Source organism: Stenotrophomonas sp. Steno-Z2 (genome assembly GCF_056393235.1).
The window spans coordinates 16948-31881 of sequence record NZ_JBWJOY010000002.1; the positions used below are offsets into that span (position 1 = coordinate 16948).

7 protein-coding genes are annotated in these 14934 nt (G+C 68.3%); 1 reads left to right on the plus strand and 6 read right to left on the minus strand.

Annotation, left to right across the window (positions count from 1 at the left end):
* Window positions 1–64: 64 nt before the first annotated feature.
* Entirely contained in the window at window positions 65–8008 is a 7944-nt protein-coding gene (locus AC06FP_RS05055; RefSeq protein ID WP_478074763.1) for a DUF7507 domain-containing protein, read from the minus strand.
* A gap of 530 nt (window positions 8009–8538) precedes the next feature.
* On the opposite strand from AC06FP_RS05055, the gene AC06FP_RS05060 reads away from it, so the two are divergent.
* Window positions 8539–9192 (plus strand): VOC family protein, encoded by a 654-nt coding sequence (locus AC06FP_RS05060; RefSeq protein WP_478074764.1) that lies wholly within the window; start codon window positions 8539–8541, stop codon window positions 9190–9192.
* Between the two features lie 254 nt (window positions 9193–9446).
* Here AC06FP_RS05060 and AC06FP_RS05065 read toward each other — a convergent pair whose 3' ends face one another.
* The 5 genes from AC06FP_RS05065 to AC06FP_RS05085 form a co-directional block, all read right to left on the minus strand.
* The gene (locus AC06FP_RS05065) at window positions 9447–11408 is read right to left on the minus strand and encodes an erythromycin esterase family protein (protein WP_478074765.1); all 1962 of its coding nucleotides are present in this window, start codon (window positions 11406–11408) and stop codon (window positions 9447–9449) included.
* A 51-nt stretch (window positions 11409–11459) separates the two neighbouring features.
* Window positions 11460–11954, minus strand: a complete 495-nt coding sequence (locus AC06FP_RS05070) for a DUF6496 domain-containing protein (RefSeq protein ID WP_478074766.1) — start codon at window positions 11952–11954, stop codon at window positions 11460–11462.
* 114 nt (window positions 11955–12068) lie between these two features.
* Complete coding sequence (locus AC06FP_RS05075) at window positions 12069–12872, minus strand: alpha/beta hydrolase family protein (protein WP_478074767.1); 804 nt, start codon at window positions 12870–12872, stop codon at window positions 12069–12071.
* Window positions 12862–13914 (minus strand): DUF3182 family protein, encoded by a 1053-nt coding sequence (locus AC06FP_RS05080; protein ID WP_478074768.1) that lies wholly within the window; start codon window positions 13912–13914, stop codon window positions 12862–12864. Before AC06FP_RS05080 ends, AC06FP_RS05075 begins: the two co-directional genes overlap by 11 nt.
* Before the next feature lie 227 nt (window positions 13915–14141).
* Window positions 14142–14786: a UdgX family uracil-DNA binding protein gene (locus tag AC06FP_RS05085; protein WP_456119313.1), complete on the minus strand. Its 645-nt coding sequence runs from the start codon at window positions 14784–14786 to the stop codon at window positions 14142–14144.
* Window positions 14787–14934: the final 148 nt, after the last annotated feature.

A 14934-nucleotide genomic window follows, 5' to 3' on the forward strand; every position in this document is an offset into this window, starting at 1 on the left:
CGACAAGGCGCGACCAGAAGAGGTGCCGGGAAGAAGGTCTTCCCGGCCGTCCGGGCATGGCCACTCATGGTCGAGTTCCGGGCTGCGCTGCCTCGGTGCGTGTTTCGATGCTGAGTGGGTGGTTGTCACCGGTGGCTTTCCAGCGGCGTTCGATCTCGTCCTTGAGCGCGTCGATGCGACGCTGCGCCAGCGCGGGGTCGGTGGCGTGGTAGGCGATGCGCAGGGTGGCCGGTGCTTCGCGCAGCCGGGCGATCAGGTCGTCCAGCGTGGCGGCCCATTGCGGGTCGATCGCACTGGCGCCGGCAAGGAACGCGGCATCGGTGATGTCCAGGCGCACGACCCGGCCCAGCGCGGCACCGAAGTCGAGCCGGGTCATCTTGCCCGCCGTCAGCCGCACCACACGCGGGTTCTCGGTCGTCAACCGGTAACCGGTCGGCAGCGTGCGCGGGTCCAGCTTCATGATGAAGTTCGAGCCGGTACGCGCCTCCGGCAGGTCGGCGCAGGCCACATGGAAGCGGCCAAACGCATCGGAGGTGATCAGCGTGCCGCGGACCGTGGCCACGCGCACGCCCGGCAGGCCAGGCTCGCCCTCGTCCTGGTAGCCGTTGCCGTTGCGGTCGTCGAACACCTTGCCGATGATCTCGCCGCAGTCGAACACCGGCTCGACCATGATCTCGATCGCCGCGCTCGCCTCCGGGGCCAGGCGGTTGCCCGCCCGGTCCAGCGCATTGGCGCGGTTGCTGTGGCGGCCGGGCGTGGCCGTACTCAGTGCCAGCATCTGCAGGCGCAGCAGGCTCTCGCCCCTGGGCGCAAGCGCCAGCTCCCGGAAGATGACGTTCGGGCCGCTGGTGGCAAGCTGGTCCGCGGCCGGCGGCCGGCCGTCGATGCTCGCCGAGCCTTCGACATAGCGGAAACCGGCCGGGATCCGGTCGACCACCTGCAGCCCGCTCACCGCGCGGTTGGTGTTGTTGGTCACCTTGATGACGAACGGTGCCCGCTCGCCCCGGCGGATCATGCGCAGACCGGCCTGCTTGGTGATCGTCACATCCGAAGGCGCGGCGGCCGGCAGGGACAGCCGGGACTGCGACTCGGCGGTGTCGACCGCCCTGCCCTGGCCCGCGCCGCGACGGTGGTAGCCACGCGCCGTGGCGGTGTTGGCCACGCCCTCGCTCAGCCCCGCGGCCGCGTCCACATCGGCCTGGCTCAGCGTATAGGTCGCCTCGAACGTCTGCACCTGGCCCGGTTCGATCGCGACCGCGCCGGGGCTGAAGGCGCCCAGGCTGCCGGTACCGCGCTGGCCGTTGAAGGTCGGGCCCGCATCGATCGGCTGCACGTCGGCCAGGGTGACATTGCCGGTGTTGGTGACCTTGAAGCGGTAGACCAGCGTGTCGCCGGCTTCCATCGCGCCATTGCCGTCGACGTCGACCATCTCGCCGGTCTTCTCCAGCGCCAGGCTGGGCTCCTGCTCGATCGGCGTCGTGACCCGCGCCGGATCGGAAGTGACCGGATCGCCGCCGTTGGCCGGCGTACCGGTCGCGGTGGCGGTATTGACCACCTCGCCCCGGTCGATGTCGGCCTGGGTCAGCGTGTAGATCGCGGCATAGGTCGTCGCATCCGTCTCGCCGGGCGCCAGGCGGTCGATCGGGCCGCCCCTGAGCGTCACGCCGTCGAGCGTGTCGCTGAGCGTGATGTCGGTCAGTTCGACATCGCCGGTGTTGGTGACCTCGAAGGTGTAACTGATGACCTGGCCGGCACGGGCCTCGGCCGGCGGGGTCGCCTTCTTGACCAGGGCGAGCGCCGCGCGCGGGTTGAGCTTGACCGTCGCCGTGCTCGCCTCGGAGGTGACCCGGTCGCCGCCGCTGGCCGGATCGCCGCTGGCGGTGGCGGTGTTGGTCACCTCGCCCCGGTTCAGGTCCTCCTGCGTCAACCTGTAGGTCGCGGTGAAGCTCGTGCTGTCGACCGCCCCCGGGGCCAGGTCGATCGGCCCGCCGCTGACCACCACGCCTTCGAGCGCATCGGCGATGGTCACGCCGGTGAGCCCGACGCTGCCGGTGTTGGTGACCTTGAAGCGGTAGGTGAGGGTCGAGCCGACCGTCTGGCCGGAAGGTTCCCCGGCTGTCTTCTCGATGGTGATGCCGGCCACGCCGACGACCGGAACCGAAACGCCCGCCTCGTCGCCAACCTCGCGCCCCGAGGGGGCACGACCCGAGGTCGATGCGGTGTTGTCGACCCTGCCGGCATCCAGGTCGGCCTGGGTCAGGGTGTAGGTGAACGGGCCAGCGGTCGCACTCGCGCCCGGGGCCAGCGTCGAGGGCGACACCGCCGCCCGCTCGATCCCCAGCTTCGCGTCGGTGACCGTGATGTCGCTCACCGTCACCGACCCGGTGTTTTCGATCGTCAGCGTGTAGGCGATCGTGTCGCCGGCATCGGTGCGGCCGTTGCCGTTCGCGTCGGTAACCGGACCGGCCGCCTTCGTCAGTTTGAGTGCCGGCTCGCCGGCAACGGCGGTCGAGACCGTGGCCTCGTCATTGACCGACACGCCATCGGGCCCCTTGGCATCGGCCCGGGCGGTATTGTCCACCTTGCCTGCGTCGATGTCGGCCTGGGTCAGCACATAGGTGGCCGTGGCCGTGCCTGTCCCGCGCGGTGCCAGGGTAGCCGGATTCACCGCGAGCCCGGCCTGCCCCAGCTTCGGATCATCGACAGTGACGTCGGTCACCGTCACCGGGCCCGTGTTTTCGACGGTAAAGGTGTAGGTGAGGGTGTCGCCGGCATTGACCTTGCCGTCGCCATTGGCGTCGGTGATCGCGCCCGCGGTCTTGGTCAGGGTGATCGCCGGGGAAGCCGCAACCGGCGTCGAGACGGTGGCATCGGCGCTGACCTCCGCCCCATCGGGTGCCTTGCCGCTGGCGGTCGCGCTGTTGTCGACCTTGCCGGCATCCACGTCGGCCTGGGTCAGGGTGTAGGTGGCGCTCGCGCTGCCCTTCTCGCCGGGCGCAAGCGTGCCCGGAGTGACGGCAAGGCCGCTGATGCCGAGCTTGGCGTCATCGACCGTCACGTTCGAAAGCGTCACCGAGCCTGTGTTCTCGACGGTGAAGCTGTAGGTGAGGGTGTCGCCGGCATTGACCTTGCCGTCGCCATTGGCGTCCGTGATCGCGCCCGCGGTCTTGGTCAGGGTGATCGCCGGAGACGCGGCCACCGGCGTCGAGACGGTGGCATCGGCGCTGACCTCCGCCCCATCGGGTGCCTTGCCGCTGGCGGTCGCGCTGTTGTCGACCTTGCCGGCATCCACGTCAGCCTGGGTCAGGGTGTAGGTGGCGCTCGCACTGCCCTTCTCGCCGGGCGCAAGCGTGCCCGGAGTGACGGCAAGCCCGCTGATGCCGAGCTTGGCGTCGTCGACCGTCACGTTCGAAAGCGTCACCGAGCCCGTGTTCTCGACCTCGAAGCTGTAGGTGAGGGTGTCGCCGGCATTGACCTTGCCGTCGCCGTTCACGTCGCTGATGGCGCCTGCGGTCTTGGTGAGCGTGATGCCCGGCGAACCTGCAACCGGAGTCGAAACCTGGGCTTCGCCGTCGAGCCGGCTGCCGCGGCGGTCGGTGGCGTGCCCCTGCGCGACATTGTCGACCTTGCCGGCGTCGACGTCGGCCTGGGTCAGCGTATAGACGAAGGGTTCGGCGGTCCCCTCCTCTCCCGGAGCCAGGGTCGCGGGCGAAACGGGCTGGTTGCTGATGCCAAGCTTGGAGTCGGTGACCGTAACGTCGTCGATCGACAGCGAACCGGTGTTCCTGACGGTAATGGTGTATGCGATCGTGTCGCCTTGGCTGTTGCGGCCGTCGCCATTGGCGTCGGTGATCTGTCCGGCCGACTTTGCAACCGTCATCGCCGATGCCGCGTCGATCGGCGTCGACACCTCGGCATCGTCGGTGACGTCGCTGCCCTGCGCGTCCTTGCCGTGCGCCTGCGCCGCGTTGTCGACCTTGCCCGCGTCGATGTCGGCCTGGGTCAGCGTGTAGGTGAACGGCCCGGCGGTGCCGGACTCACCGGGCGCAAGCGTTGCCGGCTGGACGGGGGAATCCGTGATGCCGAGCCTGGGATCGCTGACCGTAACCGAGTTCAGCGTCAGCGAGCCGGTGTTCCTGACCGTCAGCGTGTAGGCGATCGTATCGCCCTGGTCGGTGCGCCCATTGCCGTTGGCGTCGGTGATCGCGCCCGCGGTCTTGACGAGTTCGATACCCGACGCACCGGCGACGGACGTCGCCGCCGAAGCGGTGACCGGAGCGGTGACCTGCTCGCTCCTCGCGCTCGCATTGTTGACCAGCTCCGCACCCGCATCGATGTCGGCCTGCGTCACGGTGTAGCTCACCGTGTAGGTCCATGTCTCACCGACATCGAGCGCACCGGCCACGCCGTCGTCGCCGCTCGGGCCCGACAGCTGCCCGGCGCTGCCGTCCGGCAACGTATCGGTCACGACGATGTTCGTCTGCGTTACGTTGCCGAAGTTCTCGATGACGATCTCATAGCCGATCACCTGATCGGCGGCGGTGACGGGATTGGGCCCGCTCACCTGGCGCTTGAGGATCGAGAGCTTTGGTTCACGGTGGATGGTGGTGGTGGCGCTGTCCACCACCGGAGTCGTGACCTGGTCGCTGCGGACGCTCGCCTCGTTGACCAGATCGGCGCCGGCGTCGATCTGGTCCTGCGTCACCGTATAGCTGATCGTATAGGTCCAGCTCTCGCCGACCTCGAGCGTACCCGCAACGCCTCCATCGCCGCTGGGGCCATCCAGGGTGCCGGTACTGCCATCGGGCAGAAGGTCGGTGACAAGGATTCCCGTCTGGGCGATGTTGCCGGTATTGGTAATCCTGATCGTGTAATCCAGGACATCGCCGGCCACCGCCGTCGAGCTCTTGTCGATCGACTTTTCGATGGCCAGGGAGGGGGACTGCTCGATGCGCGTATCGGCCGTGTCCGTCGAGCTGGCCTGCGTTCCGTCCTGGCTGGTTCCCCTCACGGTCGCGCTGTTGGTGATGACGTCGCCCGCGTCGATGTCCTCCTGGCTCACCTCGTAGGTGACCGTCCAGGTCCAGACTTCCTCGACTTCCATGACGCCATTGGCGGCGCCGCTCTCCGAGGGCGCGCCGACGGTGACGTTGCCGCCATTCGAGAGCGAATCGTCCAGCGTGACGTTCTGCAGCGAGACGTTGCCGGTGTTCTGCGCCTTGACCGTGTAGGTCAGCGTGCCCGGCTCATGGATCGTCGAACGGTCGACGTCCTTCTCGACGACAACCCTCGGCATCTGGTTGATGGTGGTCGCGGACGAATCCGAATCCTGTTTCTGGCCGCTGGGGTCCTCGGCGGTGACCTCCACCGTATTGACGATGTCGGCCCCGGCGTCCATCTCCTGCTGGGTGACGGTGTAGCTCACCGTATAGACCCAGACCTCGCCGACATCCAGAGCACCGGGCGTGCCGCCATCGCCCGACGGATTGGTGAGCTGCAGCACCGTGCCGTCCGGCATGGTGTCGGTCACGACCACGTCGGTGAGGGTCACGTTGCCGGTGTTGGTCACGGTCACCGTGTAGTTCAGGACACCGGGCGCGCTGATCGAATCCCTGTCGACGTCCTTTTCGATATCGATTCCAGGCCGGGTCGCCACGCCGGTGGTCGCCCTGTCGCTCGCCGGCTGGGCACCGTCGGCGGTCCCGACCACCTGGTTCACGAGCTCGTTGCCGGCGTCGATGTCCGCCTGGCTCACGGTGTAGGTGGTGGTCCAGGTCCACTCTTCACCGATGTCCAGGATGCCGTTGCCGTTGGCGTCGCCGGACGGGCCGCTCAACGTCGCGGTGGAGCCATCGGGCAGCGTGTCATTGACCTGCACGTTCTCCAGCCCGACGTTGCCGGTGTTGCGCGCCGTGATCGTGTAGGTGAGAACATCGCCCGCCGTGGTCGTCGTCGCCTTGTCGACCACCTTGTCGATGGCCAGCGCAGGGTTGCGCTGGATCTGCGTCACCGCGGTATCACTGGCGGGAGTCGGCGTCTCGTTCGAGGTGACGTCGACCTTGTTGACGAGATCCCGGCCGGCGTCGAGGTCGGCCTGGGTCACCGTATAGGTGACGGTGTAGGTCCAGCTCTCGCCGGGCGGCAGCGGGCAGCTTTCCGTCGTCGAGAGCGGAACGACGCAGTTCGCTCCACCGCCCAGGCTCCCCTCGCTGCCGTCCGGCAACGTGTCGGTGAGCGTGACGTCGTTGAGCGTGACATTGCCGGTGTTGCGCACGACGATCGTATAGGAAAGCGTGTCGCCGACGGTTCCGGTCGACTGCTTGTCGACCGTCTTGACGACGCTGAGGCCGGGGTTGCGCTGGATGGACGTCTCGGCCGTGTCGCTGAACTCCCGGCCGGGCAGCGACGACGACGTCACCTTGACGGTATTGACCAGCGTCTCGCCGGAGTCGATGTCCTCCTGCGTCGCGTCATATTCCGCCGTGTAGGTCCAGGTCTCGCCGGGATCGAGGACGCCCGGCTCGTTCGGGTCGTCGCCGCTGTCGCCGCTGGGCCCGGAAAGCGTGACGGATCGGCCGTCCGGCAATACGTCGGTGACGCTGATATCGCGCGCCTTGCCGTCGCCGGTGTTCCTGACCGTGATCGTGTACGCGATCTTTCCGGGTGCGGAAATCGACGTCTTGTCGGCAACCTTCTCGACCACGATCTCGGGAAGCTTCTTCCTGTTGACGAAGGTGCACTGGATGGCCGCCCCGGCCGCCGTTGCCGCGGCATCGAGATGAACCAGCCCCAGGCTCACCTGGTAACTGCCGCCCTCACCCAGCCCACGGCATTCCACCTCGGGCTCGCGATAGTCGGGATCCAGGCGTTCGATCAGATCGGTGCCGATGCCCGTCTCCGCCAGCGTCTGCACCGGCCCCGACACGCCGGTCCCCTCGACCGTCGTGGTGATGTCGTGCTGCGCGACGCCATTGGAGCCGGTGAACCGGAACGTGCCGACGCCCCCCTGGGTGATCTTCGTGGTCTGGAGGGTCGGCCGCTTCGAATTGACGAAGGTACAGGTGAGCTGCTCGTTGCCAGCGTAGGCGTTGGCCGGAATCGTCAGCGTGCCGCCGTTGAGGCTCGAGCTCACCGCCCCGCCCTGTCCATTGACACAGGAGGCGGTGAGCGACTGCCCCGCCGGGATCGTCTCGGTGATCGTGACGGCCTGCGCGTTGTTGCTGATCTTGTACTGCGCGGACGTCGCCGGATTGCTCGCCGCCGTATCGAGACTGAAATTGCCGGCAGCCGAATCGTTCAGGTTCTTCAGGTTGCCGTGCGAGAAGGCATACGCGCCGGTCGTGCCGACGCTTTCCTTCTTGACGGTGACGCGCGAGCCCTCGAAGCTCCATACGAAGTTCAGGCCGTCGGCTCGGCTGTTGTTGGCACTGGCGCCCGCCGACGTCACACGAAACGTCAGTCGTGTGATCCCTGTACCGTTGAAGCGGATGGACCCGCAGGCGGTGCCGAGACCGTCCGCTCGACAGTTGGCGATCTGCTGGACGTTCGCAACATCCGGTTCGCGCTGGAAGCGGTTGCCGTTGAGGACCTGGAAGGGCTGGTTTCCCGACAACCGCGTGATATCGACCGGACCACTCTGTGAAACCGAATCGATCAACGTCCAGACGGAGGTATTGCTGGTCGGCGGCTGCGGATTGGTAAAGGCGAAGCCGCCAAGCCGTGCGACATGAAGCACCGGGTTGTCGACGGGCTTGCCGAAGGTGATCGTGATGTCGCGCGAGTCATTGGGATCCGCAGCGGTGGCGAACCGGAGGCTCGCAGCGCCGGGAACGGTGCCCGTGTAAGGGTTGAGCCAGTAGGAGCCGGTGTCGAAGGTCTGGTTCTGGTAGTTCTCGGGACCGCCGGGCGCCCCGCTTTGCGTGACGGTAATACCAGCGACGTTCGCGGTGCTCACGGTCGTCGTGGTCGACCAGGTGCCGTTGACTTCAGCGCGCAGCGAAGGCGCCACGAGCAGGGCACAAAGCCCGACCAGCCCACAGCAGAACCGCATGAGAACGGGCAAAGACCTGTTACGGCCGAGGAGCCCAACCGGCGTCGGAAGCAACGAACGCCCAACGGCTCTGACTTCAGTAAAGCGCACGCGCCCATCCCCTTTCAAACACACAGTCACCCACACTGTTCCGGTGACGCCAAGGTTCCTGCTGGAGGGCTCAAACCGATGTTCCGTCGAACCTACTCACACAACCCGAGCACGGACAACGGGCATATGCGGGAGGAATCCCGCTACACCAGTCATGCGTCGTCAAAGTCGAATCCCAGCAAACGAATTGCTGGAGGCGTCGAGCTCTTCTCCAGCACCAATTTGATGCGCGGCAAGAATAGCGAAGGGGGCGCCGCGGTAATTATTGGCCATCCGATTCAAGCAATCGGAATTTGCGATTAATCGTATGGCACTGCGCGGAGAGACGCTGTTTCATTACCGGACACGGCAGTCGACGGAACCTGCCGTGGTGCATGGGCCACGTATGCCGAAGTCGAATGGAGGCGGTGGAAAGCGGCGCTGCGCCCTCCGGCTGCATGCAATGTCGGCTTCATGAAATGCGATGGCTGATATCGAGCCTTCTTGACGGAGCGACCGACACCGGCCGGCATGACCGCTTCACCATAGGCACCCGCTCGCAGGTCGGCCACCTGGCGATCCAGCCGGAGGCGGGACCGTCCAGCCGATCCGGAATGCGCGCTCCGCCTCCGGCTGGAAACCAGGGAATCCGCAACAGAATGATCGTTTCCGAGATATTCGTGAGTGACATCGCGTCAGCGCACGATTTCTACTGCAGAAAGCTTCCCTTCCATTGCCTGTCCCTGGTCCGGCCCGCTCCGGACGACAAGGGCTTCATGATCGTCGGGGACAACAAGATCGGCAATTACAGGATCAGGATAGGAAGGCCCCGCAACCTGGACCTGCTGGATCTCCTGAATCAGGAACGGGGAGCCCGGATCCATTTCAGAAAAGCGAAGATCGCCCCCATCCACCAACACGTGAAACGCCACCTCCCCGAGCTGTCCATAATCTCGGACTCCTGGGGCGAGTTGCCGGACGGCCACTTCGCCGGCCCTTACGGGTTCCCGGGAGGGCCGGCCCTGTATGTACGCGACCCGTTCGGAAACTTCCTTCTTTTCAGCGAATGGTGAAGCCGGCAGGTCCTTCCGGCAACGCTTCGCCTGCCTGCTGATATCGGGTAACGGTCGCCGGCAGACATTCCCCCCGCGCTGGCGGCAACGTGTCCGCCAGACGCCGCACCGGGAACTGGCCCGTGATCGCGCATGCCTGCGACGGAGAGGACAGCCAAAGCGTACCCGGGGAGCCTTGCGGGAAGCAGTGCCTGGTATCGGCTTTCCCCAATTCGTAGAGAACCGGCGGGCCGGAGCGCATCTGCAGCACGCGCCTAGAGCCCGCTCGGGTAGGTTTCCGGCGGCTCCCCCGCATGCCAGCCCTCGCCCGGTTCGAGCGGGCGCAGCGCCCGGCTCTGGTCGATATGGATCATCCAGTCGAACTGCACCGGCAAGGTCGCGCGGTAGTAGTGGCTCTGGCGCTCGGTTTCCGGCCGGTACACGACGCCGATGGCCCGCTGCAGCCGCGGCGTCGTCAGCGCCTGCTTCAGCGCGGCGTCGCCCAGGTCCAGTTGGAACGCTTCCCGGCCGAGCGCATGGAACAGCGCCTCGAAGCTGCCCGGCAGTCCCGGCCGCACCCTGCGCCTGCGCGCCGGTTCGTTCCAGTCTTCGGCCGCCGTCACCTCGCCATGATGGGTGCAGAAGCCCACCAGCACCGCGTCGGCGACGCGCTGGCGCACGAGCTGGCCGAGATTGAGCTCGCCGCGCTGCCCCATTTCGGTCGCGCGCGCATCGCCCAGGTGCGAGTTGTGCGCCCATACCACCACCTTCGTCGACCGTGCATCGGCGCGCAGGTCCAGCAGCGACTGCAGCGTATCCATCATGTGCGTGTCGCGCAGGTTCCAGGACGCGTTGCGTCCGCCGAACATGCTGCGGTAGTAGGCCTCGGCGCCGGCGACCAGGCGCGCGTTGCGTTCGGCCGAGAACAGTTCGTCGTCGCGGTGCCCGCCGGCACCGGCCGAATGCCCGAGCAGTTCGACCAGCTGCGCCACCACCGCCTCCTCGCAGGAACGGTCCAGGCCAAGGCCGGCGGCGTAGCCATAGGCCTGCACGTCCTGGCCGAAATGGTCGAAGCAGGCATAGCGCTGCCGGGCACGTTCGGCTGCCGCCGGATCGTGGCTGCGCAGGTAGGCGAGCACGGCGTCGATCGAAGCGTGCAGGCTGTACAGGTCCAGGCCGTAGAAGCCGGCCTTGTCCGACGGATCGGCCGTGCCGTCGTTGCGCGCACGCAGCCATGCGACGAAATCGCGGACGACGGTGTTGCGCCACATCCAGGTGGGGAACCGTTTGAAGCCGGACAGCGCCGCATCGGCATCGGCGTCGTCGCTCCGTCCGCGGACGAAGCGGTTGACCCGGTAGGCATCCGGCCAGTCGGCCTCGGCCGCCACGGCGTTGAAGCCCTTCTCCTCGATCAGGCGGCGCGTCAGCCGTGCGCGCCGCGCGTAGAACTCCTGGGTGCCGTGGCTGGCTTCGCCGATCAGCACCAGCCGCGCCCCGCCGATGCGCTCCAACAGCGCGTCGTCGCCAGCCTCCATCGACCATGCCGCGCGGTGCAGGGCTTCCAGCACGGGAATGTCGGCCGCTTCCGCCGCACCCGCCCCCTTCGCGGACGGCAGCCGCGACTGGCGCTGCAGCAGTTCGCGGACTTCGGCATCCTGGACCTGTGCGAAATCGCCATACCACTCGCCTACGCCACGAAACGGCGTGGGTGTGTGCAGGCAGACCACCTCGTCCGCGAGGTCGTGCAGCGCCTTGCAGGCATCGCGGGTGCCGATGGGCACGGCCGCCACCAACCGGTGCGCGCCGAGCTGGCGCAGCGCCAGCAATGCCGCGCGCAGGGTCGAGCCGGTGGCCAGGCCGTCATCCACGACGATCACGGTCTTGTCCGCGAGCGACGGCGGCGGCCGGTCGCCGCGATACAGGCGCTCGCGCCGCTGCAGTTCCGCACGTTCACGTGTCGTGGCCGCCTTGAGCGCAGCAGGATCGACCGGCATCTGCGGGTTGACGACGCGCACGCCGCCGCTGGCGATGGCGCCGATGGCGAATTCCTCGTGGCCCGGCATGCCCAGCTTGCGTACGACGAATACATCCAATGGCGCCCGCAGCTGACGGGCGACCTCGAAGGCGACGGGTACACCGCCACGCGGCAGCGCCAGCACGACCGCGTCGCGCCCGGCATGCGGGTGCAGTGCCGACGCCAGTGCCCTTCCCGCTTCGCGGCGATTGGCGAAGATCATGGGCCGTCCTCCCGGCTGATGGTGCGTACCCCCCCCAGGCGGGTACGCGCCTTATCCGGACCGCCGTGCGCGCGTGCGCGCCGCCTTCCTGGCGGCCTCCGAACGGCCCTTGGCGCCCTTGGTACGCGCGGCCTTCCTGGCGGCGGCCGAACGGTCCGCCGCGCTGCGCTTGCGCGCCGCGGCCTTGCCCTGCCGCGCCAACGCGGTCCTGGAGGCGGCCGCCGTGCCCTCTTTCTCCAGCGCTTCGGTGGTGGCCCGGGCGCGCGTGCGCGATACCTTCCCGGCCGGTTTCCTGCCGGCCTGCAGGCCCTGCTCCGCCTTGTGCCTGACCTCGGCGCTGCCCTTGCGGGGCGGCGGCAGGTCGACACCCGCGCGCCGCGCCTTGGACAGGCCGATGGCGATGGCCTGCCGGGTGGAACGGGCGCCATGCCTGCCTTCGCGGACGTGCTCGATTTCCTCGCGCACGAACTCCCCGGCCTGGGTACCGGGCGACTTTCCTTCGCGCCTGTCCTGCCTGGCCCGCCGTGTGGTTTCTTTGTCGGGCATGAGCGTTCTCCTGCGACGCACGGTTGCGGTGAACCTGCCTGCGCGGCGGTTACCCGCGAGCGAAAGCGCGTGAAAGAAGCGTGCCCTGCACGCGATACGCAGACCGCGGCGCCCTCACCTCACCGCGTCTATGCGCCCTTCCTGCTTGTAGTCGCGCACCTTGCGCTCGGCGATCGCGCCGCGCGAGCCGACGATCATCTCGGTCATCCACGACATCAGCACGTCGGTGTAGTCCTTCTGCGCCGCCTTGTCGTCGAACGCGTGGCTGGCGCCGCGTATCAGCCGGCGGGTCATCGAGCGGGCGCTGCCGAAGGCGCCGGCGTAGTTGTCGATGACCTGCCGCGGGATGATCTCATCGTGCTCGGCTTCGACCAGCAGCACGTCGCCGGCGAAGCGCGCGCATGCCTGCAATGCGCGGTTCTGATCCACCGCCAGCGGACGGCGACGGTAGCCGGCCAGCCCGGGGTCCTCGTTCAACTGCCGCTTCGGCGCTTCCCAGTCCTTGTCCAGGTAGATCGCCGGTGTCCGCAGCGCCAGCCAGCGTACCGGCCTGAGCTGCGACAGGAGCGCGGCCAGGTAGCCGCCATAGCTGATGCCGACCAAGGCGATGGCATCGCGGTCGACATGCGGCTGCCGTACCAGCCAGTCGTAGGCGGCGCACAGGTCCTGGAGGTTCTGTGGGCGCGTGACCGTGTCCCGGCTGGCCGCCCTGGCCCGGTGCCCGCGCAGGTCGAAAGTGAGGCATACGCAGCCGAGCGCGGCCGCTTCCCGCGCCCGGCTCAGGTCGTGCTCCTGGCTTCCGCCCCAGCCATGCACGAACAGCACGCCGGGCAGTTCGCGCTGCGGCGAGAGGATCGTGGCCTCCACGCTCTCCTCGGGGGTCACCTCGATGCGGCAATGGTCCAGTTCAACGTCCATCGGGCACGATCCTGGCGTATTTGCGTGGCGAACCGGCATCGCCGTCGCCATAAAGGATGGCCTCGGCCGGCAGTGGCGCGTCGTCGTAGGATTCCCGGGTTTCGGCGACGACCGACGGGCGGTCGGGGTGGCGCGCCAGCCATTCGAGCGCGATCACCTCGGCCATGCTGGCGCCGCCGAAGCGCCAGGACTGTTCGAGCACGCCCACGTGTCGCCGGCCCCGGGAATCCACGCCAATGATGACGTCGTAATTCCGCCGCGATGCCAGGACGCCGTAGCTGCCGCGCACCAGCGCGTCGTAGGCCAGCGCGACGGCCACCGCCTCGGCGGGCGCCTTTCCGGCGAGGTTGGAAAACGGCCCGCGGAACACGGTGAGCGTGGAGCCGCCGTATACCTGGCGGCCGGCGCGGTCCACGACCGTGCGCTGCTGGCCGCAGTAGGCGATCTCGTGACCCGGCAGGCTGGCGCTGCCGATGCTGCAGGTCGATGACCGCACCAGGTTCCTTTCCAGGACCAGTCCGTCCTCCAGCGCCCCGTCCACCGCCTCCAGCCAGCGCGCCAGCGCCGAGGGGGCGCGCACGATCGCCTGGCCGTTGCCGCCGCGCGCGAACGGCTGCTTGAGCCGCACCTCGCCTTCGCGCAGCAACTCGGTTCCCGCCGCCCACGCGTCATCGGCGGTGAACACGCAGCAGCCGGGCAGCGTCAGCCGCTCGATGCCGTCCAGTTCCTGCCATCCCGTTGGCAGCGATGCGTCCGCGCGCCACGGCCGATGGCTGATCAGTTTGGTGGCGACGAAATCGTGGGGCACCACGCCGCCCCACAACTGCGATTCGTCCTGGATTCCCAGGGCATCGGCCTCGCGCCGGGTCAGGGTGGACATGGGAATGCAATAGCTGCCGCCGTTGATGCCCGGCGACGCCAGCGCCGCGTCGTACTCCAGCCCCAGCAGCGCCGCGATCCGCGTTGCCGCGAAGCGCAGCGTGGCGACTTCGTGCGCGCTGCACTGGTGCGTACCATCGAAGATGAGGGAAAGCCTGCGCATTCCTGCTCCGGGGCGTGCCGCTCCGCATCCATGCCGGCAGGCAACTGGTCTGTGCGATCAGGGGCCGTCCCGGGTTCCCCGGCGTCGTGGGCAGCTGTAGCAGCGGCATGGTGGTCGACCCGTGAGCGGCCCTGCGGCGTTCGTCACCCGCGTCTAACCGGGTGGAGCCCCGACCCGCGTCGTGGAGCGTCCCGACGTGCGTCCCGGCCATGCACGCCACGCTGCCCTCATGTAAGCGCCATGGCCGCCAATGTCAGGTCGGCGACCAGTTCCCTGCGCGCGCGCTCGCGGCCGGGCGACGGCATGCGCAGGATCGCCGAAGGATGCCAGGTGGCGAGTGCACGCGTACCGGTGCCCAGTGCCTGCCATGCACCGCGGTCCTGGCTGACCCGGAATGCGTTGCCGAACAGGGTCTGCGCCGCCATCGCGCCCAGCGCGACCACGATGCGCGGGCGGACCTGCGCCAGTTCCGCGGCGAGCCACGGGCGGCACGCGGCCTGCTCGGACGCGCTTGCGCGCCTGTGCAGGCGCGCCTTGCCGCGCTGTTCGTACTTGAAGTGCTTGACCGTGTTGGTCATGTACAGCCCGGTGGCGTCCAGCCCGGCTTCGGCGATGGCCTCGCGCAGCAGCCGCCCCGCCGGGCCAACGAAGGGCCGGCCTTCCAGGTCCTCATGCGCGCCGGGTTGTTCGCCGATGAGCATCAGCGCCGCGCCGCCCGGGCCGGCGCCGAACACGGTCTGCGTCGCATGCCGCCAGAGCGGGCAGCGCCGGCACCCGGCCGCTTCGCGCCGCAGCGCCGCCAGGCTGCCGGACGGGATGTCGTCCACGGGCTTGGCGAGCCGGGGCGGTTCGCGGGCGGGAATGCGTGCCATGGCGCCACCGTAGCCGGGGCGTGACTGGCCAGGCGTGAAACACATCGCGCCCGCGGAACCACGCCACGCCCATCCGCATCCCTGCGCGGACGGCCGGGAACGCGCCACGCACCTTCCGCGGCTTCCCACGCATTTCACTTCGGCGCAT